At 74.1% G+C, this 23,355-nt stretch carries 22 protein-coding genes; 12 read left to right on the top strand and 10 right to left on the bottom strand.

Features of this window, described 5'->3' with window-relative positions; all coding sequences use genetic code 11:
• The first annotated feature begins 109 nt into the window (after positions 1-109).
• Positions 110-1,771 (top strand): alkaline phosphatase D family protein, encoded by a 1,662-nt coding sequence (locus IE177_RS24210; RefSeq protein WP_190017508.1) that lies wholly within the window; start codon positions 110-112, stop codon positions 1,769-1,771.
• A 99-nt stretch (positions 1,772-1,870) separates the two neighbouring features.
• Here IE177_RS24210 and IE177_RS24205 read toward each other — a convergent pair whose 3' ends face one another.
• Complete coding sequence (locus IE177_RS24205; protein ID WP_190017507.1) at positions 1,871-2,797, bottom strand: DUF3027 domain-containing protein; 927 nt, start codon at positions 2,795-2,797, stop codon at positions 1,871-1,873.
• 410 nt (positions 2,798-3,207) lie between these two features.
• Between IE177_RS24205 and IE177_RS24200 the strand changes: the two genes are divergently transcribed.
• The 4 genes from IE177_RS24200 to IE177_RS24185 all read left to right on the top strand — a co-directional run bounded on the left by IE177_RS24200 (position 3,208) and on the right by IE177_RS24185 (position 6,711).
• Positions 3,208-4,551, top strand: a complete 1,344-nt coding sequence (locus IE177_RS24200; protein WP_190017593.1) for an MFS transporter — start codon at positions 3,208-3,210, stop codon at positions 4,549-4,551.
• A 105-nt stretch (positions 4,552-4,656) separates the two neighbouring features.
• Positions 4,657-5,145 carry a DUF2771 domain-containing protein gene (locus IE177_RS24195; protein WP_190017506.1) on the top strand — a complete coding sequence of 163 codons (489 nt, stop codon included), beginning with the start codon at positions 4,657-4,659 and terminating at the stop codon, positions 5,143-5,145.
• A gap of 11 nt (positions 5,146-5,156) precedes the next feature.
• Positions 5,157-5,867 (top strand): futalosine hydrolase, encoded by a 711-nt coding sequence (locus tag IE177_RS24190; RefSeq protein WP_229816240.1) that lies wholly within the window; start codon positions 5,157-5,159, stop codon positions 5,865-5,867.
• Entirely contained in the window at positions 5,854-6,711 is an 858-nt protein-coding gene (locus IE177_RS24185; RefSeq protein WP_190017505.1) for a 1,4-dihydroxy-6-naphtoate synthase, read from the top strand. The genes IE177_RS24190 and IE177_RS24185 overlap by 14 nt, the downstream gene beginning before the upstream one ends.
• 25 nt (positions 6,712-6,736) lie before the next feature.
• Here the strand turns inward: IE177_RS24185 and IE177_RS35625 are convergent, their stop codons facing one another.
• Positions 6,737-7,120: a cold-shock protein gene (locus IE177_RS35625; protein ID WP_190017504.1), complete on the bottom strand. Its 384-nt coding sequence runs from the start codon at positions 7,118-7,120 to the stop codon at positions 6,737-6,739.
• A gap of 165 nt (positions 7,121-7,285) precedes the next feature.
• On the opposite strand from IE177_RS35625, the gene IE177_RS24175 reads away from it, so the two are divergent.
• On the top strand, positions 7,286-7,537 hold the full coding sequence (locus IE177_RS24175; protein WP_190017503.1) for a hypothetical protein: 252 nt from the start codon (positions 7,286-7,288) through the stop codon (positions 7,535-7,537).
• On the opposite strand, the gene IE177_RS24170 is transcribed toward IE177_RS24175, so the two are convergent.
• Together IE177_RS24170 and IE177_RS24165 are read right to left on the bottom strand one after the other, a co-directional pair.
• Entirely contained in the window at positions 7,513-8,130 is a 618-nt protein-coding gene (locus tag IE177_RS24170; protein ID WP_373305160.1) for an HAD family hydrolase, read from the bottom strand. The two genes, IE177_RS24175 and IE177_RS24170, sit on opposite strands and share 25 nt — an antisense overlap.
• 526 nt (positions 8,131-8,656) lie before the next feature.
• Positions 8,657-9,718, bottom strand: coding sequence for a hypothetical protein (locus IE177_RS24165; protein ID WP_190017501.1), 1,062 nt, complete (start codon positions 9,716-9,718; stop codon positions 8,657-8,659).
• Positions 9,719-9,815: 97 nt separating this feature from the next.
• On the opposite strand from IE177_RS24165, the gene IE177_RS24160 reads away from it, so the two are divergent.
• Positions 9,816-12,497, top strand: coding sequence for a helicase C-terminal domain-containing protein (locus IE177_RS24160; RefSeq protein ID WP_190017500.1), 2,682 nt, complete (start codon positions 9,816-9,818; stop codon positions 12,495-12,497).
• A 68-nt stretch (positions 12,498-12,565) separates the two neighbouring features.
• Here IE177_RS24160 and IE177_RS24155 read toward each other — a convergent pair whose 3' ends face one another.
• Positions 12,566-13,129, bottom strand: coding sequence for a DinB family protein (locus IE177_RS24155; RefSeq protein WP_190017499.1), 564 nt, complete (start codon positions 13,127-13,129; stop codon positions 12,566-12,568).
• 215 nt (positions 13,130-13,344) lie between these two features.
• Between IE177_RS24155 and IE177_RS24150 the strand changes: the two genes are divergently transcribed.
• On the top strand, positions 13,345-14,985 hold the full coding sequence (locus tag IE177_RS24150) for a DNA repair helicase XPB (RefSeq protein WP_190017498.1): 1,641 nt from the start codon (positions 13,345-13,347) through the stop codon (positions 14,983-14,985).
• Between the two features lie 59 nt (positions 14,986-15,044).
• Here the strand turns inward: IE177_RS24150 and IE177_RS24145 are convergent, their stop codons facing one another.
• From IE177_RS24145 to IE177_RS24135, 3 genes are read right to left on the bottom strand one after another with little or no spacing between them, the layout of a single operon-like run.
• Positions 15,045-15,377 carry an SH3 domain-containing protein gene (locus IE177_RS24145; protein WP_190017497.1) on the bottom strand — a complete coding sequence of 111 codons (333 nt, stop codon included), beginning with the start codon at positions 15,375-15,377 and terminating at the stop codon, positions 15,045-15,047.
• Positions 15,344-16,534 carry a glycosyltransferase 87 family protein gene (locus IE177_RS24140; protein WP_373305159.1) on the bottom strand — a complete coding sequence of 397 codons (1,191 nt, stop codon included), beginning with the start codon at positions 16,532-16,534 and terminating at the stop codon, positions 15,344-15,346. The genes IE177_RS24145 and IE177_RS24140 overlap by 34 nt, the downstream gene beginning before the upstream one ends.
• Positions 16,535-16,552: 18 nt before the next feature.
• Positions 16,553-16,735: a hypothetical protein gene (locus IE177_RS24135; RefSeq protein WP_190017496.1), complete on the bottom strand. Its 183-nt coding sequence runs from the start codon at positions 16,733-16,735 to the stop codon at positions 16,553-16,555.
• 259 nt (positions 16,736-16,994) lie between these two features.
• On the opposite strand from IE177_RS24135, the gene IE177_RS24130 reads away from it, so the two are divergent.
• Together IE177_RS24130 and IE177_RS24125 are read left to right on the top strand one after the other, a co-directional pair.
• Entirely contained in the window at positions 16,995-19,061 is a 2,067-nt protein-coding gene (locus tag IE177_RS24130) for a HelD family protein (protein WP_190017495.1), read from the top strand.
• 204 nt (positions 19,062-19,265) lie between these two features.
• The gene (locus IE177_RS24125) at positions 19,266-19,880 is read left to right on the top strand and encodes an LppU/SCO3897 family protein (protein ID WP_190017494.1); all 615 of its coding nucleotides are present in this window, start codon (positions 19,266-19,268) and stop codon (positions 19,878-19,880) included.
• 105 nt (positions 19,881-19,985) lie between these two features.
• On the opposite strand, the gene IE177_RS24120 is transcribed toward IE177_RS24125, so the two are convergent.
• Both IE177_RS24120 and IE177_RS24115 read right to left on the bottom strand, forming a co-directional pair.
• Positions 19,986-20,696: a copper homeostasis protein CutC gene (locus IE177_RS24120; RefSeq protein ID WP_190017493.1), complete on the bottom strand. Its 711-nt coding sequence runs from the start codon at positions 20,694-20,696 to the stop codon at positions 19,986-19,988.
• A 78-nt stretch (positions 20,697-20,774) separates the two neighbouring features.
• Positions 20,775-21,446, bottom strand: coding sequence for a maleylpyruvate isomerase family mycothiol-dependent enzyme (locus IE177_RS24115; RefSeq protein WP_190017492.1), 672 nt, complete (start codon positions 21,444-21,446; stop codon positions 20,775-20,777).
• Between the two features lie 126 nt (positions 21,447-21,572).
• Here IE177_RS24115 and IE177_RS24110 point away from each other — a divergent pair, with 126 nt between their 5' ends.
• Complete coding sequence (locus IE177_RS24110) at positions 21,573-22,235, top strand: HD domain-containing protein (RefSeq protein ID WP_190017491.1); 663 nt, start codon at positions 21,573-21,575, stop codon at positions 22,233-22,235.
• Between the two features lie 9 nt (positions 22,236-22,244).
• The gene (locus tag IE177_RS24105; protein WP_373305158.1) at positions 22,245-23,348 is read left to right on the top strand and encodes a GNAT family N-acetyltransferase; all 1,104 of its coding nucleotides are present in this window, start codon (positions 22,245-22,247) and stop codon (positions 23,346-23,348) included.
• The last annotated feature ends 7 nt before the right edge of the window (positions 23,349-23,355 follow it).

The following is a 23,355-nucleotide window of genomic DNA, read 5'->3' as shown; positions in this document are numbered from 1 at the left end:
ACCCGGGGCCCTCCCAGACGCACGAACCGGCCGCGGACGAGGTCTGCCGCCCGCGCCTTCCACGGTCTACGGTCGTTTCCTTTCCGCGGTGCGAGGCAGGAGCGATCACATGGCCGAACTGCGTCTGGGACCACTGCTGAGGTACACCGACGGCTCGTGCGCGACCGTCTGGGTCGAGACGAGCGCGCCCTGCACGGCACGGGTGCGCTGCTCGGACGGTGCGGGGGGCGAGGCCCCCACCTTCCTGGTGGCCGGGCACCACTACGCGCTGGTCACGGTCACCGGGCTGCGGCCGGGCACCGCGCCGTCGTACGAGGTGCTCCTCGACGACACCACGGTTTGGCCCCTGCCCGGCTCCCCCTTCCCGCCGTCGGTCATCCGGACACCGGCCGCCGGCGACACCGTGCGTGTCACCTTCGGCTCCTGCCGCTGGGCCGCGCCCCCGGCCGACGGCAAGGACCGCGTGGGCCCCGACGCCCTCGACAGCCTCGCCACCCGGCTGGCGGCCGGCCCGGAGGCCGGGCGCCCCGACGTCCTGCTGCTCCTGGGCGACCAGGTCTACGCCGACGAGACCTCCGAGGAGACCCGGCGCTGGCTCGCCGGCCGCCGCGATCTCGACGAGGCGCCCGGCGGCCAGGTCGCCGACTACGAGGAGTACAGCCACCTCTACTACGAGTCCTGGCTGGACCCCGAGATCCGCTGGCTGCTGTCCACCGTGCCCAGCTTCATGATCTTCGACGACCACGACATCGTGGACGACTGGAACACCTCCGCCTCCTGGCTCGCCGACATGCGCGCCACCGGCTGGTGGCAGGAACGGCTGCTGAGCGGCCTGATGTCCTACTGGGTCCACCAGCACCTCGGCAACCTCTCCCCCGCCGAACTGGCCGACGACCCGACCTGGGCAGCGGTGCGCGCGGCTCCGGACGGCACGGACGCGCTGCGCGCCCTCGCCCGGCAGGCCGACGCCGACCCCGCCTCGGTCCGCTTCAGCTACCGGCGCGACTTCGGACGCGTACGGGTGGTGATGGTCGACTCCCGGGCGGCACGGGTCCTCGACGAGGACCGGCGGGCCATGCTGGACCCGGGGGAGGCCCGCTGGCTGCGCGAACAGGTGCTGGACGGCGAGGGAGCCTACGACCACCTGCTGATAGGCACCTCCCTGCCCTGGCTGCTGCCGCACCTCGTGCACGACGCCGAGGCCTGGGACGCGGCCCTGTGCACCGGGGAGCGCGGGGAGCGCTGGGCCCGCTTCGGCGAGTACCTGCGCCGCGGGGCCGACCTGGAGCACTGGGCGGCCTTCCCCCGCTCCTTCGCCGACCTCGCCGCGCTCATCCACGAGGCCGGCTCCGCGCCGGGTGCCCCGGCGAGCGTGTGCGTGCTGTCCGGCGACGTGCACCACGCGTACATCGCCGAGGCGTCCTGGCCGTCCGGCGGGCCCGCCGCCCCCGTGGTCCAGCTCACCTGCTCGCCGGTGCACAACTCCGTGCCGCTGTCGATGCGGATCGGCTTCCGCTTCGGCTGGAGCGCGCCGGCCCGTCTGCTGGGGCGGCTCCTCGCCCGGCACGGCCGCTGCCCCCGGCCGCCGGTGAAGTGGCGCAGGCGGGGCGGGCCGTGGTTCGGCAACCAGCTCATGACCCTGACCCTGCGCGGCCGTTCGGCCCACCTGCGGCTGGAGCGCACCGGTCCCGGCGAGCGGCTGCGGACGGTGCACGAAGCCGCCCTGACCGCCGAGGGTTCCGGAGCCGGGCGGCGCGATGCGTCCGGGTGACGGCGGCGGTGACGGCGGCGCGATGCGTCCGGGCGACGGCGGCGCCGCCGGCCGGTCGGCGGCCGGCGGGCACGGCTCCCGGGAGCGGCCGGCCGCCCGTCAGGAGTGGCCCAGCTCCGCCGTCTCCGCGTCGCTCGTCTCCGGGACCGAGCCGGAGTCGCGGGACGGGCGGAGGGGGAAGGGGTCGACGCGGGTCTCGTCGATCACCGGTGCCGCCCGCTGCGGCGGCTTCGGCATGACCGCGGCCTCCGAGTGGCCGCCGCAGCCGTAGGTCAGGGAGACCACGCGGCCGTCCGCCGGGGAGAACTCGTTGGCGCAGACACCGAAGGCCTGGCCCAGGGAGCCGCCGATGGGGGTGAGGAAGCCGCAGCTGACGCACGGTGCGGGGGCCGCCTGGGCCATGGGGGTCTTGGCGCCGTACGCCTCCTCCCAGCGGTCGGCGGCGACGTGCAGGCCGTAGCGGGACAGCACCCGGGCGCGGCGCATGCCCAGTTCCTCGGCGACGGCGGCGATGGAGCCGCGCGAGGGCACCGTCGGCTGGGTGGCGGGCGCGCCGGGGGTGACGTCCGCGTCCTCCGCCTCCGCCAGTTCCGCCATCTCCCTGGACACCGGGGAGTTCGGCGGCGGCGCCTCCTCGCCGGAGTAGCCCGGCTCCAGGCGCAGGTCGTCCTGGTCGGTGGGGAGCAGGTCGCCGGGGCCCAGGTCGCCCGGGCGCAGACGCTCGCTCCAGGGGACCCATTCGGGGGCGAGGAGGGCGTCGGGGCCGGGCAGGAGGACGACCTCGTCCAGGGTGACGATCTTCGCGCGGGAGGCGCGGGCCACCGTCGCCGCCCAGCGCCAGCCCCGGTAGCCCGGTTCCTTGCACTCGAAGAAGTGCGTGACAACACGGTCGCCCTCCGACACCAGGCCGGCGTGCTCGCCGACCACGCCGGGCGCGGCGGCCTCCTCGGCGGCGGCGCGTGCGAGGTCGACGGCCTCGGCGCACAGACGGTCGGGGGTGCGGCTTCGCGTTGTCGCTGCGCTCACAGGTATCGCTTCTCTCCTACGCCGTCTCATCGAGTGCGGCTGCCTCCGGCGGTGAAGCGGACGGAGCGGACCTACGGGCCGCATCGACGTCTGCATCCGATCGCGCTCGGGCGCACCTCTGCCATCCATTGTGCTTGATGGCTGAGATACGCACGCTACCCCGTCCGTGGTGGTCGGGGACAGTCCGGCGCCGTCCGGCGTCGTCGCCCGCCCGCTCACCGGTCCCGGAGGGCGGGAAAGCGGAGGCCGGTCTTCCCCGGTCCCGGCCGAAGGGCGGGCGACAGTCCGCCGCCCAGCGCGTCGCAACCGCACTACCCCCCGCCTTCTCGGGGCACTATGACGTCGTGGCAACCGCGGACAAGACGAGTGATCAGGGCGGCGGTGCGATCCGGGCGGGTGGTTCGGTCCGGGTGGGCGGCGCCGTCCGGGCGGTCGGCCGCGCCCTGCACTTTCCGGTCACCGGTGCGGCGCGGGGCATCCGCAGGGCCACACACGCCCACGGCGCGGGCGAGTCGGGGCTGGGCAAGCTGATCGAGCTGCACGCGGTGAACGGCGCGGGCGACGTGATGGTCACCGTGGCGCTCGCCTCCACGGTGTTCTTCTCCGTGCCGACCGACGAGGCGCGGGGCCGCGTCGCCCTCTACCTGGCCATCACCATGGCGCCCTTCACCGTCCTCGCCCCCGTCATCGGCCCCCTCCTGGACCGGCTGCCGCACGGACGGCGCGCCGCGATGGCCGGGTCGATGCTGGCCCGGGCGCTGCTCGCGCTGGTCATCTCGGGGGCCGTGGCGAGCGGGAGCCTGCAGCTGTATCCCGCCGCGCTGGGCGTCCTCGTGGCGTCCAAGGCCTACGGGGTGGTGCGCAGCGCGGTCGTACCGCGGCTGCTGCCGCCCCGGTTCTCGCTGGTGAAGGCCAATTCCCGGGTGACCCTGGCCGGCCTGCTGGCCACGGGCGTCGCCGCGCCGATCGGGGCGGCGCTGCACGCCATAGGGGATCCCTGGCCGCTCTACGGCGCCTTCGTGATCTTCGCGGTGGGTACGTTCCTGTCGTTCTCCATGCCGCCGAAGGTGGACTCGGCCAAGGGCGAGGGCGTGGCGCTGCTGGCCGCCGACGCGGAGCACCTGCACGGGCCGCGCCGCAAGCAGGTCAAGCGGCCCGGGCTGCGGACGGTGGGGCCGGCCGTCACCCATGCGCTGGGGGCCAACGCCGCCCTGCGCTGCCTGTCCGGCTTCCTGATCTTCTTCCTCGCCTTCCTGCTGCGCGAGCACCCGCTGACCGGGGAGAGCGCGGCGGTCTCGCTGGGGATAGTCGGCGTCGCGGCGGGGACGGGGAACGCGCTCGGTACGGCCGTCGGGGCGTGGCTGCGGTCCAGGGCGCCCGAGGTCATCATCGTGACGGTCGTCGCGGTGGTGCTCGGTACGGCGATCGTGTCGGCGGTCTTCTTCAGCGCGCTGCTGGTGGCCTGCCTCGCCGCGGTCGCCGGGTTCGGGCAGGCGCTGGCCAAGCTGGCGCTGGACGCGCTGATCCAGAGGGACGTGCCGGAGCCGGTGCGGACCTCGGCGTTCGCGCGCTCGGAGACGCTGCTGCAGATGGCGTGGGTGTTCGGCGGCGCGGTCGGCATAGTGATGCCGCTCAACGGCACCGCCGGACTGCTGATGGGCGCCCTGTTCGTGGCCGTCGGCTGGCTGGCCACGCTGAAGGGGCTCCTCGCCTCCGCCCGGCACGGCGGCCGGTCCCGGGCCCGGGTGGCGTAACGGGCCGGGCCCGGCTCGCCCGCGGGCGGGCGCACCTGGCGTAACGAACCGGGCACGCCGACCCCACGTGGGCGGACGGCTCGGGGCGCCCGATAGCCTTCGGCCATGACCACGCTGCCCCGCGGCGAAGCCGCTGATCTCCACCGCGTCGTGCGACGCCGCCGCGCCGTCGTCGTCGCCGGCGCCGTTTCCGCCGGACTGCTCGTCCTGTCGGCCTGTGACAAGCCGACGCCCGTCGCGACGGTCACCGTCGGCCGGAGCTCGGTCAACTCCGAGGCTCTCTGCTACAACGACGGCAAGAAGCTGGACGCCGAGTCGCTCGCGGAGTGCGCCAAGAAGGCCGGCGACGTCCCGTCGATCAAGGTCGACACGGACGACACGGTCCGTTTCGGCGTCGACCCGAAGATCGCGGACGGCGGCTGGACGATCCTGGTCAACGGCCGCCAGTTCACCGACTCCAGCAAGAAGACGTACCGCACGATCCCGGGCAGCGCGTTCTTCAACGCCCAGTACGGCACGCAGGGCGACACCAACACCGTGTCCATCCAGCAGGGTGACAAGGGCCTGTGGTCCTTCAAGCTGAAGAAGGCCTGATCACGACGCCTGTGCGCGTTCTCGTGGCCACCGCGGTCCCGGCCGAACGGGACGCGGTGGCACGGGCGTTCCCCACGGCGGCCGAGGACGTGCCGGTCCCGGGCGCCGTGCTCCGCCGTACCGCCGCAGGCTGCGACCTGCTCGCCGCCGGAGTGGGCCCGGCCCGCGCCGCCGCCTCCGTCTCCGCCGCCCTCACCGCCGCCGCGCTGGACGGCACGCCCTACGGCCTGGTCGTCTCGGCCGGGATCGGCGGCGGTTTCCTGCCCGGGGCGCCGCTCGGCTCGCTCGTCGTCGCCGACGAGATCACCGTGGCCGACCTGGGCGCCGAGACCGCCGACGGCTTCCTCCCGGTCACCGAGCTGGGCTTCGGGACCGTCACCCACCGGTCACCAGAATCACTCGTACGAGTCGTGTCCGAGGCCATCGGCGCCCGCACCGGCACCGTTCTGACCGTCTCCACGGTCACCGGCACCGCCGCCCGCGCGGACGGGCTGCGCGCCCTGCACCCCCGCGCGCTCGCCGAGGGCATGGAGGGGTTCGGGGTGGCGGAGGCCGCCGCCGCGCACGAGGTGCCCGTGCTGGAGATCCGCGCGATCTCCAACCCGGTCGGCCCGCGCGACCGCGCCGCCTGGCGCATCGGCGACGCCCTCGCCGCCCTCGCCGAGGCCTTCGGGAAGATCGCGCCCCTGATGGAGAGTTGGAGTCAGCATGACGACCAGTGAGCAGCCGACGCTGCGCATCGCGTACTCCCCCTGCCCGAACGACACCTTCGTCTTCGACGCCCTGGCCCACGGCCGCGTCCCCGGCGCCCCCGCGCTGGACGTGACCTTCGCCGACATCGACATCACCAACGGCATGGCCGAGCGCGGCGAGTTCGACGTGCTGAAGGTGTCGTACGCCGTCCTGCCGTACGTCCTCGGCGAGTACGCGCTGCTGCCGTGCGGCGGTGCGCTGGGGCGGGGCTGCGGGCCGCTGGTGCTGACCCGGGAGCCGGGCGGCGACCTCACGGGGCGTACGGTCGCGGTGCCGAGCGAGACGTCGACCGCCTACCTGCTGTTCCGCCTGTGGGCCGCGGACACGGTGCCGGGCGGGGTCGGCGAGATCGTCGTCATGCCGTTCCACGAGATCATGCCGGCCGTGCGGGACGGCAAGGTGGACGCCGGACTCGTCATCCACGAGGCCCGGTTCACCTACCAGGACTTCGGGCTGCACAAGCTCGCCGACATGGGCGAGCACTGGGAGCGGACCACCGGGCTGCCGATCCCGCTGGGCGCGATCATCGCCAAGCGCTCGCTGGGCGAGGCCGCGCTGACCCGGCTCGCCGACTCCGTCCGCGCCTCCGTACGGGCCGCCTGGGACGACCCCGAGGCCTCCCGGCCGTACGTCATGGCGCACGCCCAGGAGATGGACCCGGCCGTCGCCGACCAGCACATCGGGCTGTACGTCAACGAGTTCACGGCCGACCTGGGCGAGGACGGCTACGCGGCGATCCGCGGCCTGCTCACCCGCGCGGCGGCCGAGGGCCTCCTGCCGGCCCTCGGCCCGGACGCGCTCGCGTTCCCGTAGGCGCGCTGTCCCGCGTGGTCGCCGCTCAGACGTCCAGCTGGTCGGCGACCGCGCGGAGCAGGCCGGCGATCTTCTTGCCGGAGGCCTTGTCCGGGTACCTGCCCCCCTCCAGGCTCGGCGTGATGTTCTCGAGGAGGGTCGTCAGGTCCTGCACGATCGAGGCCAGCTCGTCCGGCTTCTTGCGCTGGGCGGCGGCGACCGACGGCGTCGGGTCCAGCACGGTCACCGACAGGGCCTGGTCGCCGCGCTGACCGGCGACCACGCCGAACTCCACGCGCTGTCCCGGCTTGAGCGCTTCCACTCCGGCGGGGAGTACCGAGGAATGGACGAAGACGTCACCGCCGTCGTCGCGGGAGAGAAAGCCGAAGCCCTTCTCACTGTTGAACCACTTGACTTTGCCGGTAGGCACGTCTGTCCTCGTCCTCGTACTCGTCGGGAAAGCTTCTTCGGAAACGGCTCAATACAGCACTGGGGCGGGTCGACCTCGACCCGCCGCTACCAAGGCTAATGGTCTTCGGGCGGGTGACAAGACGTCCCCCGGTTGTTCTCTCGCGCAGGGAACTACCCTGGTCCGGTGCGTGACAAAACCCGAACGAATTCCGCCGCTCCCGGTGACCGACTGATCCGCGCCGGTGCCGTCGTCTTCTTCGTCGGAGCCGTGGCCACCCTCGTCACAGTGGCCCCGCTGTTCCTCGGCGCGAAGCCATTTCCGACGTACATGTTCGGCCTGAGCATGCTCATGGCCGTCGGTTTCCTGGTCGCCGGCGCGGGCGTCCTGCGGTCGGTCACCGCCGCCCGGCGTCAGGCGCGGGTGGACTCCCGGTAACCGTCGAGCCAGGCCGGGAACGCGGCGAGGCCGTCCAGGACGACGTCCGCGCCGGCCGCGCGCAGCTCGTCGCCGTCGCAGGGCCCGGTGGCCACGGCCACCGACAGCGCGCCGGCCGTACGGGCCCCGCGCACGTCTCCGACGTGGTCGCCGACGTACACGCCGGCGCCGTGCTCACGCAGGGCCTGCGCCTTCTGCTCGGCCCACAGGTCGCCGACGACCACGTCCGGTTCGATGCCGAGGTGGGCCAGGTGGAGCTTGGCGTTCGGCTCGTACTTGGCCGTGACCACCATCGTCCGGCCGCCGGCCGCCCGCACCGCCTCGACCGCCTCCCGGGCCCCGGGCATCGCGGGGCTGGCGGCGACGGCGTACGACGGGTACATCTCCCGGTACATGGCGGCCATCTCGGCGACCTGTTCGGCCGGGAACCAGTTGACCAGCTCGTCCGCGAGCGGGGGACCCAGCCGGGTCACCACGAGGTCGGCGTCGATGTACGTGCCCGTTCGCTCCGCGAGGGCCAGGTAGCAGGCGCGGATTCCTGGCCGGGAGTCTATGAGGGTCATGTCGAGGTCGAAGCCGACGGTGAGGGTCATGGGGGCCATTGTGCCGGGTGCCGCCGGCGGTTCGGGGAGGTGGCCGGGTGCGCGCCCGTCGCTCCTGACCGCGCAGTTCCCCGCGCCCCTGGGTGGGTGACCGGCTGTCCGGCCAGGGGGAAGCACCCCCTTTCCAGTTCTCAGGGGCCACCACGCACCCGCAGCCGAAAACGACGCCGCACCACCCCAGGGGCGCGGGGAACTGCGCGAGCGGCCACGGCGCACCCGCAGCCAACAACCCTTGGACGCCCCCTCAGGGGCGCGGGGAACTGCGCGAACAACCACAACGCACCCGCAGCCAACAACGCTCGGACACCCCCCTCAGGGGCGCGGGGAACTGCGCGAACAACCACAACGCACCCGCAGCCAACAACGCTCGGACACCCCCCTCAGGGGCGCGGGGAACTGCGCGAGCGGCCACGGCGGGCCCGCAGGCCATAACGCTCGGACGCCCCCAGGGCCGCGGGGAACTGCGCGAGCGGTTACGGCGGACCGTTGGGCGAAGGGCGGCCGTCGAAGGCAGCGGCTAGCGTTTCCGTTGGGAGCGCCACGCGAGGTACACCGCCGACGCCACCGCCGCCCCCCGCACGACCCACGGCCACGTCTGCGCGACCGCGTCCGCCATGTGCCCGCGGGCGATCGGCTCACCCCAGCGGCCGTCGTTCCTCCCCCACAGCCACACCGCCCCGGCCGCGACCGCGCTGCCCGGCAGGACCATCACCGCCCACTTCGTCTCCGCGGGCGTCAGCCGCCGCGAGCCGTAGGCGATCAGCCAGCCCAGGAGCAGCGCGACCCACTTCCCCAACACGGCACCGGCCACCAGCGCGGCGGCGGCCAGCAGCAGGAGGGGGTTGGACCAGCCGGCGGCGGAGCCGGCCGCGGCGGCCCGGCGGGTGAACAGGCGGCGGCGCGCTGCGGGCGCGGCCCCGGTGGCGTCCGCCGCGGGCGCGGTCTCCGGGGTGGTCCGCGCCGCCGCGGCCCGGTCCTTCTCCGTCTCCGCCGGCGGCCGCCTGAGCAGCTCGGGGATCTCCACCCCGCCGACGAACCCCGGCACCGTGTCGAACTCGCCCGGCGAGGCGCCCGCCGGCCCGCCGAACGGCCCGGACCCCACGCGCCACCAGTCGGGCGGCAGCGTGCTGTCCCCCAGCTCGTGTGCGGCGGCGAGGTGCGGCGGGGACGGGGCGTCGCGCGGGGCGGGCGGCGGCCCGGGTTCGGCGGCCCGCGGCCGGGGCACGACCCGGCGCAGCCCCTTCGGCCGCTCCCCCGGCTCCGGCTCGGGCTTCGGCTTCCGCTCCGGCTCCCGGGGCGCGGGCTGCACCGGCACCGCGGCGGCCGTCGCCTGCGGCCCGCGCCCGTGGCCTCCGGTGCCCGCGGCCTCGACGATCGCGTCCGGGCTGCCCAGGTTGTCCAGGATGCGGCGGACGGCGGCCGGCGAGTCCACGGTCGCCTTGGCCCGGCGCCGGTCGATCTCGTTGCGCAGCTCCGACACGAGCCGCATCCGCGTGGCCGACGGCAGCTGCCGCTGCTGAGCGATGTCCCCGACGCGGCTCAGATACTCGTAGACGACCTGATCGCTTTCGATCCCCACGAACCCCTCCGGGGTGCGCCGACTGATACCCCGTGAGGACGGTACCGCTTCTTCCCGGAACTCCGGCCGGGCCGGGATGTCCGCTACCGTGGACCGGATGAGCCCCGAGGCCCCCTCAGCCCCTCGCTCCCTCGCGGAAGCGCTCCGTGCCAGGGACGACGCCTCGCTGGCCGCGCTCCTGCGCAGCCGCCCGGACCTCATCACGCCCGTCCCGACCGACCTCACCCAGCTGGCCACCCGGGCCGGCACCCGTGCCTCGGTGCTGCGGGCGCTGGAGCGGCTGGACCGGTTCGCGCTGCAGACGGCGGAGGCGCTGGCCGTGGCCCCGGACCCGGCGTCGTACCGGACGCTGCTCGGGCTGATGGCCGGGGACGGCGGGGACGAGACCGTCGCCGCCGCACTGCCACGGGCCGTCGCCACGCTGCGCGAGCAGGCGCTGGTGTGGGGCGACGACGAACGGCTGCGGCTGGTGCGCACCGCCCGCGAGCTGCTCGCGCCCACCCCGCAGCATCCCTCCCCGACCGGTCTCGGGCCGACCGTGCGGGAGGCCACCTCGGGCATGTCGCCGGGCCGGATCCAGGACATCGTGACGACGGCCGGGCTGCCCTCGACCCACGACTCGGTGTCGGCCGTGACCGCGCTGACCGCGCTGTTCGCCGACCGCAGGAAGATGACCAAGCTGCTCGCCGGGGCGCCGGAGGCGGCCCGCGAGGTGCTGGACCGGCTGGTGTGGGGCCCGCCGTACGGGCAGGTCACCGCGGAACCGGCCGCGCACCTGCGCTGGCTCCTGGACCGGGGCCTGCTGCTGCCGACGGCGCCGGGCACCGTCGTCCTGCCCCGGGAGGTGGCCCTGCACCTGCGCGAGGGCCGGGCGCACCGGGCGCCCGAGCCGCTGCCGCCGGCGGTGGAACCGGCCGCGAACCACAGTCCACAGGTTGTGGACGCGACGGCGGCCGGGCAGGCGTACACCGCGCTCGCCACCGTCGAGGAACTGCTGAAGGACTGGGACGAGGGCGGGCCGGCCGTGCTGCGGGCCGGCGGCCTGAGCGTGCGTGACCTGAAGCGGACCGCCGTCGCCCTCGACGTGTCCGAGCCGGTCACCGCGTTCTGGATCGAGCTGGCCTACGCGGCCGGACTGCTGGCCTCGGACGGCGAGGCCGACGAGCGGTACGCGGCCACCCCCGCCTACGACGAGTGGCTGGAGCGGCCCGCCGCCGAGCGCTGGGTACGGCTGGCCGAGGCCTGGCTGGCGGTCACCCGGACGCCGGGCCTGGTCGGCGGGCGGGACGCGAAGGACCGTACGCTCTCCGCGCTGGGCCCCGGCCTCGACCGGTCGGCCGCGCCCGAGGTGCGGCACCGGGTGCTGACCCTGCTGGCCGGGCTGCCGCAGGGCACCGCACCGGACACGGAGTCGGTGCTGGCCCGGCTGCGCTGGGAGCGGCCGCTGCGCGGCCCGCAGCCCGACGACGACCTGCGCACGCGGCTGGCCCGCTGGACCCTGTCGGAGGCGGAACTGCTGGGCGTGACCGGCCGCGGCGCCCTGTCGGCGCACGCCCGCGCCCTGCTGGGCGCCACGCCGGCCGCCGCGACCGGCGGCCCGAAGCGCGGCACGGCGCCCGACGCGGCGACCGGCGGCGCGTCCGGGGCCGGCCCCACGACCGTCGGGTCCGGCACCCCGGCTGCCTCCGCCAAGCCCGCCTCCCCGGCCGCCTCAGCCAGGCCCGGCGCACCGGCCCCCGGGGCCGCCGCCCCCGAGCCGTCCGGCCCGGGCGACAAGCTCCCGGTGCACCACCACCGCCCGCCCGGACATCCGGCCCCCCTCTCCCCCGCCGAGCAGTCCGCCGCCACGGCCGCCGCGGCCCGGCTCCTCGCGCCGCTGCTGCCCGAGCCCCTGGACCACGTCCTGCTCCAGGCGGACCTGACGGCGGTGGCCCCCGGCCCGCTGCGGCGTCCGCTCGCGGACGTGCTGGGCGTGCTCGCGGACGTGGAGTCCAAGGGCGGCGCGACCGTCTACCGCTTCACCCCGGCATCCGTCCGGCGCGCGCTGGACGCCGGCCGGACCGCCGCCGACCTGCACGCCTTCCTCGCCGAGCACTCGCGTACGCCGGTGCCGCAGCCGCTCGCGTACCTGATCGACGACGTGGCCCGCAAGCACGGCCATCTGCGGGTGGGCGCCGCCTCGTCGTACGTCCGCTGCGACGACGACACGCTGCTGAACGAGATCCTCGCCGACAAGCGCGCCGCCGCGCTGCGCCTGCGCCGCCTGGCGCCGACCGTGCTGGCCGCCCCGGCCGACCCGGCGACGCTGCTGGAGGGGCTGCGCGCGATGGGCTACGCGCCCGCCGCCGAGTCCGCCGAGGGCGACGTGCTCATCGCCCGCGCCCACGCGCACCGCACCCCGCCGCGCGCCGCCCCCGAGCCGGTGCCGGACGGCCCGCCGGCACCCGACGCCACGCTCCTGACGGCGGCGATCCGCGCGATCCGGGCCGGTGACCTGGCCGCCACCACCCCGCGCAAGACCGGGGGCGCGCCGCTGGCCAGTGGGGAGCTGCCCCGCACCTCCGCCGCCGAGACCCTGGCCACCGTGCAGGCGGCCGTCCTGACCGGCGAGTCCCTGTGGATCGGCTACGTCAACGCCGACGGCGCCGCCAGCCAGCGCGTCATCGGCCCCGTCCGGGTGGAGGGCGGCTTCGTGACGGCGTACGACCACACGGCGGACGAGGTGCGCACGTACCCCCTGCACCGGATCACGGGGGTCGCCGAGCTCGCGGACGACTGACCGTGATCGGCGGCGGTGAGGCACACCTGGCGTCGGTTGCCGACACTCGATCGCCGGTTACCGGAAAGTCATACGCGGCGTGGTACGGCTCCGTCCTGCCAGCGGTACAGGTCACGCAGCAGGGAGATCTCGGCGCCGTGATGGATCAGCTCCCTGTTGACGTGCAGAACCCTGTTCTCCATGGGAAACCGCTCGGGACCCACCGTGGGCGGATTCTCCAGGTCGGCGTCCGAGAGCTCGCGGACCCCCGCGTTCCATCTCCCGTACATCTCATCGAGCTGTTTCAGCGCCTCGTCAGCGGTCCCCGCGTAGGCGAACGACCCGGAGTCGACTTCCCGGCCGCCGAAGTACCATCCGACCCGATAGCCCAGGCAGGAGACGATGATGTGCGCCAGCCGCCAGGCGATCGTGGTCACCGGCGCCGGCTCCGGACCAGGCGACGCGAAGTCCATCGTCCACTCCCCCGAGCCTTCCGACATCGGTGCGGCCGACGTGCCACGTGCGCGGATGCTCCAGCAGCCGCGCACCGGCTCCCAGAAGTACTCCTCGTCGGTGAGCCCCTCCAGCCGTGGCCGCAGGTTCTTGCGCCAGTACCAGTCCGACTGCTCCGCGAGACGTTCGCTTCTTGTCATTCCCGCACACTACGAACGACGAAGATCTCACAGGCCGCGCACCGGCGTTCCGGGGAAGTCGTCTCGTCGGTTTCGTGCGATAGGCGAACATGGATAGCGGCGCGCATCCCCGGCGCGCCGGCCGGGACGCCCTTCCGGCGTCGGGCACGGGGCATAGCCCGTGCTGCGACAGACGTTGTTTCTGTCATGAGACGACCTGATCTCCGGAGGTATGCGTGTCCTGCCTAATCGTCCAGTCCGACAAGACCCTGCTCCTGGAGGTCGACCACGAGCGGGCCGACGACTGCCGCCGGGCCATCGCGCCCTTCGCCGAGCTGGAGCGGGCCCCCGAGCACATCCACACCTACCGCGTGACGCCGCTCGGCCTGTGGAACGCGCGGGCGGCCGGACACGACGCCGAACAGGTCGTGGACGCGCTGGTGCAGTACAGCCGCTACCCCGTGCCGCACGCGCTGCTCGTGGACATCGCCGAGACGATGGACCGCTACGGCCGCCTCACGCTGAGCAAGCACCCCGCGCACGGACTCGTGCTCACCACCACCGACCGGCCGGTGCTTGAGGAGGTGCTGAAGTCCCGGCGGATCACCCCGCTGGTCGGCGCCCGCATCGACCCCGACACGGTCGTCGTGCACCCCTCCGAGCGCGGGCAGATCAAGCAGACGCTGCTCAAGCTGGGCTGGCCCGCCGAGGACCTCGCCGGGTACGTGGACGGCGAGGCGCACCCGATCGAGTTGCTGGAGGACGGCTGGAACCTGCGGCCGTACCAGAAGCAGGCCGTGGAGAACTTCTGGCACGGCGGCAGCGGTGTCGTCGTGCTGCCCTGCGGCGCCGGCAAGACGCTCGTCGGGGCCGGGTCGATGGCGCAGGCGAAGTCGACCACGCTGATCCTCGTCACCAACACCGTCTCCGCCCGGCAGTGGAAGCACGAGCTGGTGAAGCGGACGTCGCTGACGGAGGACGAGATCGGCGAGTACAGCGGGACGCGGAAGGAGATCCGGCCCGTCACCATCGCCACCTACCAGGTCCTCACGACCCGGCGGAAGGGCGTCTACCCGCACCTGGAGCTGTTCGACTCCCGGGACTGGGGGCTGATCGTCTACGACGAGGTGCACCTGCTGCCCGCGCCCGTCTTCAAGTTCACCGCCGACCTCCAGGCGCGGCGGCGGCTCGGCCTCACGGCCACCCTCGTGCGGGAGGACGGCCGCGAGTCGGACGTGTTCTCGCTGATCGGACCCAAGCGGTTCGACGCGCCCTGGAAGGAGATCGAGGCGCAGGGCTACATCGCGCCCGCCGACTGCGTCGAGGTGCGCGTCAACCTCACCGACTCCGAGCGGCTGGCGTACGCCACCGCCGAGACGGAGGAGAAGTACCGCTTCTGCGCCACGACCGCGACCAAGCGGAAGGTCACCGAGGCGATCGTGCGCCGGTTCGCCGGCCAGCAGATCCTGGTGATCGGCCAGTACATCGACCAGCTCGACGAGCTGGGCGAGCACCTGGACGCCCCTGTGATCAAGGGCGAGACGTCCAACGCCCAGCGCGAGAAGCTCTTCGACGCCTTCCGCGAGGGGGAGATCAGCGTCCTCGTCGTCTCCAAGGTCGCCAACTTCTCCATCGACCTGCCGGAGGCCACCGTCGCCATCCAGGTGTCCGGCACCTTCGGCTCCCGGCAGGAGGAGGCCCAGCGTCTGGGCCGGGTGCTGCGCCCGAAGGCCGACGGCCACCAGGCGCACTTCTACTCGGTCGTGGCCCGCGACACCATCGACCAGGACTTCGCCGCCCACCGCCAGCGGTTCCTGGCGGAGCAGGGGTACGCGTACCGGATCGTGGACGCGGACGAGATCCTGGCGGAGGGGTAGCCCGGCCGCCGGGCCGCGGGGTGCGGCCTGAAAGGCGTACGGCCCGGCAGGCGTACGGCCTAGAAGAAGGCGTGGTACTCCATCCAGCCCTTGGTCTTGCCGGACTTGCCGTAGTACCAGGTGTTGCCCTTCTTGTATGCGGTGCAGTACACGCGCACCTTGCTGCCCGCGAAGACGGACTTCTTCACCTTGTAGGAGTAGCCGGGGCCCGTGCGCATGTCGGCGTGGTCCCACTGGACGACCGGGTAGGTCGCGTCCTTGATGTTCTTGGTGCAGGCGGAGGAGCCGACGGCCGAGGCGCTGGGCGCGGCCATCAGGGTGGCGCCGAGGGCGAGCGCGGTGGCGGCGGTCAGACCGCTCACCGCCTTGCGGAACGGAAGCTTCGAGAACATGTCGTTTTCCCCGTTTGCTCGTTCGAATGATTCTGACGGCTGATCATGGTGCCACACGCCACCGGCAGCAGAAGCGCCAGGATGGCGTAAGGGGATGCCAACGGCTGCTGCCACCAGGCCAGTTGGAGGTCCTGGGCGCCCGAGTGCGGCACCAGCCACATGGTGCGGGCGGTGAACACGAGGCCCACCAGCGCGGCCGTGCGGACCCGGCCCTCTGCCAGCAGCACCGCGAGCAGCGGCACGCACCACACCCAGTGGTGGCTCCAGCTGATCGGGCAGACCAGCAGGGCGGTGAACGCGGTCAGCAGGACGGCGTGGCTGTCCCGGCGGGCGCGCGCGGCCAGGCCGACGCCCGCCACCGCGACCGCCGCCGCGGGGAGCACCCAGGCGGGCCCGGGCACGGGGTCGTGCAGGGCGCGGGCGACCAGGCCCTGGAGGGACTGGTTGTCCACGATCCACGCCTTGCCCACCCGGCCGGTCTCGTACAGGCGCCGGGTCCAGAAGTCGGTGCTGGCCGCGGGGAGCAGCAGGAAGCCGAGCAGCGCCGTGGCCGCGAACCCGGTCAGGGCCGTGGCCGCCTCCCGTTTGCGTCCGCGCAGGAACAGCAGGAGCACGAACACCGCCGGGGTGACCTTCACGCCGGCCGCCAGGCCGAGGACGAGGCCCTTGGCGCGGGCACCGGGAGGCCGCAGCAGGTCCCACAGGACCAGGCAGGTGACGGCCAGGTTGACCTGGCCGAACAGGAACGTCTGGAAGACCGGCTCCAGCCAGAGCGCGAGGGCGGTGGCCGTGCACAGCAGGGACGGCGGCAGGCGGCGGGCGACCAGGCGGGCGGAGAGGGCGACCAGGCCGGCGAGCAGGAGGGCGTTGCCCGCCAGGACGGCCGCCTTGAGGGCCGGGACGGGGAGCCACCCGGCCGGGACGAAGAGGAGTGCCGCGAAGGGCGGGTAGGTCGCCGGGAGCCGCCACCGGGTGACCGTGAGGCCGTAGAGGTCGCCTCCGCGGAGGGCGGCGGCGCCCTCGGCCCGGTAGACCAGCAGGTCGGCCATCGGGGCGCGGTGCAGGACGCACAGGGCGGCGAAGGAGCAGAGGGAGACCGTGAGGAGGAGCGGGGCGAGCAGGGCAGGGAAGGGGGGCGTCACCGTCCGTTTCCGCACGGAAGTGACCTTATGCCGTCACCTGCGGTGTATGTACGCTTCCTCGCCGTACTCGCCGAGGATCACGACCCTGAAGGCCGCCTGGACGAACACCTTGACGGCGCGCAGTGCGCTGCCCAGGCGGTGGTGGTGGGTGCCCTCCACGGCCGTGGCGCCGGAAGGCGGCCGCGCGGGGCCGGGGTGGATGGTTGCTGCGCTCATACCTCCATGTTCACTCTCCCGCAACGCGACGGCATCGGCCGATGGAGCCGGCCCGGACGTCCGCCCGTACCTCTTTGGACGGACCGGCCCCCTAGGTAATCCAGTGGCCCGCCCCTGAATGGCTGCCCTACAATCTCCGCTCTTGCCCGCCTCCCTCTCGCGGAGTGCCGCCGCCCGGACGGAAACCGGGTGGCTCGGCCATGCCCCAGTCATGGCCACCCATGGCCCGTCACGGAAGAGCAGATCCGGAGGCACTCCCTTGTCCACGCCCGTCCACGAGCCGCTCGGCGATCCGCTCGACGACCCCCTCGCCCGCGAGCGCTCGCACCTGACCGCGTCCCGTTCCGCCCTGCGCGCCATGCGCGAGGACGTGGAGGCGCTGGACATCCGCGACGTCACCGCGAACTGGGTCAACGCCGCGGTGCTGGCCCAGCAGATCGACGACCGCATCAAGGCGCTGGCCGACCTCAGCGACACGCCGTTGTTCTTCGGCCGGCTGGACTACCTGTACGCGCCGGGCGCCGACCGGGCCGAGGGGGCGGCGGGCGAACGCTTCTACATCGGGCGGCGGCACGTTCACGACGCCGACGGCGACCCCATGGTCATCGACTGGCGCGCCCCGGTCTCGCAGCCGTTCTACCGCGCGTCCAGGAAGGACCCGATGGATGTCGGGCTGCGCCGCCGCTTCGGCTACACCGGCGGCGACCTGACCGCCTACGAGGACGAGCACCTGTCCGACCCGCAGGAGGCTGCCGGCACCAGCAAGCTGCTCCAGCAGGAGATCGAACGGCCGCGTGTCGGCCCGATGCGGGACATCGTCGCCACCATCCAGCCAGAGCAGGACGAGATCGTCCGCTCGGGCCTGTCCGGCACGGTCTGCGTCCAGGGGGGTCCGGGCACCGGGAAGACCGCCGTCGGTCTGCACCGGGTCGCGTACCTGCTCTACGCCCACCGCGAGCGGCTCGCCCGCACCGGCACGCTCGTCATCGGCCCGAACCGGTCCTTCCTGCACTACATCGAGCAGGTCCTGCCGGCGCTCGGTGAGCTGAGCGTCCAGCAGGCGACGGTGGACGACCTGGTCGGGCACGTGGAGGTCCGCGGGACGGACGACGCGGCGGCCGCGGTCGTCAAGGGCGACGCCCGCATGGCCCAGGTGCTGCGCCGGGCCCTGTACTCCCACGTGACGACGCCGGCGGAACCGGTCGTGGTGGTGCGCGGCTCGCGCCGCTGGCGGGTGCCGGCGTACGACCTGGAGGAGATCGTCCGCGAGTTGCTGGAGCGGGACATCCGCTACGGGGCCGCCCGCGAGGCCCTGCCGCAGCGGATCGCGCACGCGGTGCTGGTGCAGATGGAGCGGGCCGGGGAGGCGCCGGACGACCGGGTGCAGGACGCCGTCGCCCGCAACAGCGCGGTGAAGGCGGCCGTGAAGGCGATCTGGCCGGCCGTCGACCCGGCGAAGCTCGTGCTGCGCCTGCTGACCGACGCCGGCTTCCTCGCCGAGCACTCCGACGGCGTCCTGGACGAGGACGAGCGCAAGAAGATCCTTTGGGCCAAGCCGGTGCGCAGCGTGAAGTCGGCCAAGTGGTCGGCGGCTGACGCGGTGCTGATCGACGAGGCGGCCGATCTGGTCCAGCGCACGCACTCGCTCGGCCACGTCGTCCTGGACGAGGCGCAGGACCTGTCCCCGATGCAGTACCGGGCCGTCGGCCGGCGCTGCACGACGGGCAGCGCGACGGTGCTGGGCGACCTGGCGCAGGGGACGACCCCCTGGGCGACCCGGAGCTGGGACGAGGCGCTCGCCCACCTCGGCAAGGGCGAGGGGGTCATCGAGGAGCTGACGGCCGGCTTCCGCGTGCCCACCGACGTCATCGCCTACGCCTCCCGTCTGCTCCCGCACATCGCGCCGGGTCTCACCCCGGTGGCCTCGGTCCGTGAGAACCCGGGCTTCTTCGAGGTCCGAGCGGTGACCGCGACGGCCGACGTGGTGGCGGCCTGCGAGGAGTTGCTGCGCAACGAGGGTTCGACGGGTCTGATCGCGGCGGACGCCCGTATTCCGGCGCTCGCGGAGGCGCTGGCGGCGGCGGGCATCCCGTACCTGGCCCCGGGCGAGGAGACCACCCGCGAGACCCGCCTCACCCTGGTACCGGCCTCCCTGGCCAAGGGCCTGGAGTACGACTACGTGGTCCTGGACGAGCCCCGTGCGGTGGTCGACGGCGAGCCGGACGAACGCACGGGCCTGCGCCGCCTGTACGTGGCCCTGACCCGAGCGGTGTCGGGCCTGATCGTGGCCCACGCGACCGCACTGCCGGTGCAGCTCGCGGGATAAGGTGCTGTGGCGTTCCGCCATGTCCCCTGGGAAAGGCCCGAGTTGCCGACGCCACCGCCTTCGTACCCCCCTTACCAGCCGGTTCCGGGGCCCCATCCTCAGCTCCCAGGATCTCCGGGGCCGTACGGCCGGTACGGCCAGTACGGCGGGGTGACGGCGGGCGGCCCCGTGGCGGGTTGTCAGGTGTGCGGGGCGGTGCCCGCGATGCCGGTGACGATCCGCGGCCATCAGGGCATGGTGGTGATCATGCGGTTCCTGCGCCGCCAGGGGGTGTTCTGTCACCCCTGCGCGCTGGCCCTCTTCCGGGACATGCAGGCGGACACCCTGATCGCGGGCTGGTGGGGCCCGCTGTCGGTGATCATCACGCCCTTCACCCTGCTGGCCAACCTCAGCGCCCTGTCCGGCATCCGGCGGATACCCGTGCCGGTCGCGGCCGGGTGGCGGCCGCCGCTGGACCCGGGCCGGCCGGTGTTCCGGCGGCCGGCCGGCATCCTCGCCCTCATCCCGCTCGCCGTGCTGGGTCTGCTCGTCGCGGCCGTCCCGGTCCTGCTCGTCATCGGCCTGGTGACCGGACCGGACGAGAGCGGCACGGGCGGCAGCGGCAGCACCGGCGTGACCCTGACGCCCGGCTCGTGCGCCCGCAACGACGATCCGTGGCCCGAACAGGACCTGAGGTCCGCGGACTGCGGCTCGCCGGACGCCCGGTACCGGGTCGTCGACCCGGCAAGCGGCTCCTGCGCGTCCGGGGATCACGTCGCCTACCCGGAGTACAGCGCGGACGGCGCGACGTCCTTCTGTCTGCGTCCGCTGAGGGGTTAGGGCCGCGTCCGCGAAGCCGCGCCTGCGCCGCGACGCCCGCCCTGCGGTCGGACGACACGACTTCGCGGACGGCCCAGGTGTGCTGTCCCGGGACGTCGGGAGGCCCTAGGCGGGGACCCGGACCGCGTCACCGTCGAGCACCGACCGCCACTGCGCGACCGCCGCCGCCGAGACCGGTCCCGCCCATCCCGCGGGCCGGGCCGCGCCGCCGATGTGGAACGCCTCGATACCGCCGTCCCGCAGCCGCGGCACGTGGTCGAGGCGGAGGCCGCCGCCCACCATGATCTGCTGCTCGTACCCGGGCTCCCCGCCGTGCGCGGCCTCCGCGATCAGCGTGGGCAGCCCCTCGTCCACGCCCGACGCGGAGCCGGCGGTGAGGTAGGTGTCCAGGCCGGGCAGGCCGGCGAGCCGCTTGCGCAGGGCGTCGCGGTCGGCGGCCCGGTCGATCGCCCGGTGGAAGGTCCAGCGGGCGCCGTCGATCGCGTCGACCACCCGCTCCACGGCGGCCAGGTCGACCCCGCGGTCCGCGCCCAGGAACCCCAGCACGAACTGGTCCGCACCGGCGTCCCGCAGCTCGCCCGCCGCCCTGACCAGCCCCGTCACGTCCCCGGCCGCGAAGCCGTCGGCCAGCCGGAGCATCACGCGCAGGTCGATGTCGACGGCGGCCCGGATGCCGGCGACGGTGGCCGGGGACGGGGTGAGCCCGTCGGCCGCCATCTCGGTGACCAGCTCCAGGCGGTCCGCGCCTCCGGCCTGGGCGGCGACCGCGTCCTCGGTGTCGAGGGCGATCACCTCCAGGACTGCACGCTTGCTCATGGCACCCCATTCGTCGGCATTCGTCGGGCGGCTACAGGTCTAGTCCAATCCAAGGGTACGCCCGTGCCGGAGCGCCACTCATCCGAAGATGTTCAGCTCCCCCTCCCGCACACCGGCCAGCTCGTACCGGGACCCGTTCAGCGGCCGCCCGGCGTACAGCCGTACCAGCGTGGCGGCGTCGCCCAGGTACCGGGCGGGCGGGGCGTCCGCGGCCATGGCTCCCAGCAGCAGCGGCTCGTCCACGTCGTCGAGGTCGGCGTGCAGCGGCACGTGCCGCTTCTCCCGGGTGACGCGCACCAGCAGGGTCAGCGCGTCCGGCAGCCCGGCCCCCGCGTAGGCGCCCGGCTCGCCGAACACCTCCCGCACGTCACCGGCGTGCACCCACTCGCCGAGCGCGACCATGTCCAGCGCCCCGCCCGCCCTGGCGATCACCGGCCCGGCCTCGGTCATCCCGCGCTCCAGCTCGTCCACGACCCGGGCGTTGGTCCACTGCGCGCGCTCGGCGATGTCCCGGTCGTTCGACTCGGGTGAGAAGACGCCCTCCCCGAACCGGCTCTCCACCACCCGCATCAGCGCGGCGGAACAGTGCGCCAGCACGTCGCGCACCGACCACCCCGGACACGCGGCGGCCGGCAGCGCGAAGTCCGCGTCCGGCCGCGACCGCAACAGCGGTACCAGAGTGTCCCGTTCGGTCGCCAGCAGCCGGCCCGGCAGTTCGGGGTCCCGTGTCACCTCGTGTACGTCGGTCATGAGGCCCAAAGGTAGGGTCCCCGCCCCGTGCCGTCACGGAGAAACCGCCACCCCGTCCGGGAAACGCGTCACAGATCACCGGTGGGTGGACGCGGGAATCGCGGCGCGGACGGAAGAATGGGCGCCATGGCCGATCTCGACGCCCTGCGTGTCCGTTTCGCCCGTGCGCTGGAAGCAGCCCGCGCGCCCGCCGGCGGGCCCGACCCCGCCCCGTACGCCGACAACCTGCTCGCCCGCTGGCAGGAGCCCCAGCGCAGGTACCACACGGTGGCCCATCTCACCGCGGTGCTCGACCACGTCGACGCGCTGGAGCGGTACGCGGCCGACCCGGACGTCGTGCGGCTGGCCGCCTGGTTCCACGACGCCGTCTACCTGCCCGAGCGGTCCGAGAACGAGGAGCGGTCCGCGCGGCTCGCCGAGCGCGCCCTGCCGGAGGCCGGGGTGCCGGAACCGAAGGCGGCGGAGGTGGCCCGGCTGGTCCGGCTCACCGTCACGCACGACCCGGCCGGCGACGACCGCGACGGACAGGTCCTGTGCGACGCGGACCTGGCCGTCCTGGCCGCGCCGCCGTCGGCGTACGCCGTCTACACCGCCGAGGTCCGCGAGGAGTACCACTTCGTCCCCAGCGACGCCTTCCGGGAGGGCCGGTCGGCGATTCTGCGCCAACTCCTCGCGCTGCCCAGGTTGTTCCACACCCCCTACGGCCAGCGGCACTGGGAGGCCACCGCCCGCTACAACCTGGCCTCCGAGCTGGAAATGCTGTCGACCCGAGCGGCCGGCCCCTCCTAGGGTGCGCCCATGCGACCGATGAGCGGGGATGACGTGAGCAGGGCCGTGGCGGGCTGCGTGGCGACGCTGCGGCCGGCGGTGGACCGGGACTGGGAGGGCACCGGGGCGGGCCGGCTGGAGTGGAACTGCCGGCGGACGGCCGAGCACGTGGCGAGCGATCTCATCGCCTACGCGGGCCAGTTGGCGGGCCGCGCCCAGGAGGCGTACGTCCCGTTCGAGATCGCTCTGGACAAGGACACCGACAACGCCGGTCTGCTCCACGTCATCGAGACCACCGGTGCGCTGCTCGCCACGGCCGTCCGCACCACCCCGCCCGGCGTCCGCGCCTTCCACCCCTACCCCTTCCGCAGCGCCGACCGCGAGGGCTTCGCCGCGATGGGCATCGCCGAGGTGCTGCTGCACACCCACGACATGGCCGAGGGGCTGGGCCTCGCCCACGAGCCGGACGAGGACCTGGCCGAGTCCGTGCTGACCTGGCTCTTCCCGCACGTCCAGCCCGGCCCGGCGCCCTGGCCGACCCTGCTGTGGGCCACCGGCCGCGGCGACCTGCCCGGCCGCGCCCCGGTCACCGACTGGCGCTGGCGCAACAACCTGGTCATCCCCGCCGAACGCCTCGCCCTCACCGGTGTCCGCCCGGCCGCCGCCCGCGATCTGCGCCTCGGCGGCGACGGCGGCTTCGAGTGGATCGACGGCGGGCCGTACGAGGGCACGCGCGAGGCGTCCGGCTTCCTGGTGAAGGCCTACGAAGCGGGCGTGCACCGGCCGGAGTTCGGCGTCTTCGCCCTCGTCCGGCACGAGGACGGCCGGGCGATCGGCGGCATCGGCTTCCACGGCGCCCCGGACGAGGAGGGCCGGGTGGAGATCGGCTACGACCTCGTCGAGGGCGCCCGCGGCCAGGGCTACGCCACCGAGGCCGCACGCGCGCTGGCCGAGTGGGCGCTGTCCCGGGACGACGTCGACCTGGTTTTCGCGACCGTCGAGCGGGACAACGCGCCCTCCCAACGCGTCCTGGAACGGGCCGGGTTCACCCGGGCGACCGTGGAGGAGGACCGGATCGCCCGCGAGGAGCACGACATGGACGCCGGGATCCTGTTGTACCTGCGCCGGGCCTGAGGCCCCG

The organism is Streptomyces lucensis JCM 4490 (assembly GCF_014650035.1).
Taxonomy (GTDB): domain Bacteria; phylum Actinomycetota; class Actinomycetes; order Streptomycetales; family Streptomycetaceae; genus Streptomyces; species Streptomyces lucensis.
This window is presented reverse-complemented; position numbering and strand designations above follow the sequence as displayed.

Excerpts from the sequence above, each read along its gene's own strand:
- IE177_RS24210 (WP_190017508.1), top strand. The coding sequence starts at position 110 with ATGGCCGAACTGCGTCTGGGACCACTGCTGAGGTACACCGACGGCTCG.
- IE177_RS24115 (WP_190017492.1), bottom strand. The coding sequence starts at position 21,446 with ATGACCGACGTACACGAGGTGACACGGGACCCCGAACTGCCGGGCCGG.
- IE177_RS24110 (WP_190017491.1), top strand. The coding sequence starts at position 21,573 with ATGGCCGATCTCGACGCCCTGCGTGTCCGTTTCGCCCGTGCGCTGGAA.
- IE177_RS24170 (WP_373305160.1), bottom strand. The coding sequence starts at position 8,130 with ATGACCCTCACCGTCGGCTTCGACCTCGACATGACCCTCATAGACTCC.
- IE177_RS24125 (WP_190017494.1), top strand. The coding sequence starts at position 19,266 with ATGCCGGTGACGATCCGCGGCCATCAGGGCATGGTGGTGATCATGCGG.
- IE177_RS24155 (WP_190017499.1), bottom strand. The coding sequence starts at position 13,129 with ATGACAAGAAGCGAACGTCTCGCGGAGCAGTCGGACTGGTACTGGCGC.
- IE177_RS24185 (WP_190017505.1), top strand. The coding sequence starts at position 5,854 with ATGACGACCAGTGAGCAGCCGACGCTGCGCATCGCGTACTCCCCCTGC.
- IE177_RS24135 (WP_190017496.1), bottom strand. The coding sequence starts at position 16,735 with ATGAGCGCAGCAACCATCCACCCCGGCCCCGCGCGGCCGCCTTCCGGC.
- IE177_RS24145 (WP_190017497.1), bottom strand. The coding sequence starts at position 15,377 with ATGTTCTCGAAGCTTCCGTTCCGCAAGGCGGTGAGCGGTCTGACCGCC.
- IE177_RS24120 (WP_190017493.1), bottom strand. The coding sequence starts at position 20,696 with ATGAGCAAGCGTGCAGTCCTGGAGGTGATCGCCCTCGACACCGAGGAC.
- IE177_RS24105 (WP_373305158.1), top strand. The coding sequence starts at position 22,245 with ATGCGACCGATGAGCGGGGATGACGTGAGCAGGGCCGTGGCGGGCTGC.
- IE177_RS24195 (WP_190017506.1), top strand. The coding sequence starts at position 4,657 with ATGACCACGCTGCCCCGCGGCGAAGCCGCTGATCTCCACCGCGTCGTG.
- IE177_RS24160 (WP_190017500.1), top strand. The coding sequence starts at position 9,816 with ATGAGCCCCGAGGCCCCCTCAGCCCCTCGCTCCCTCGCGGAAGCGCTC.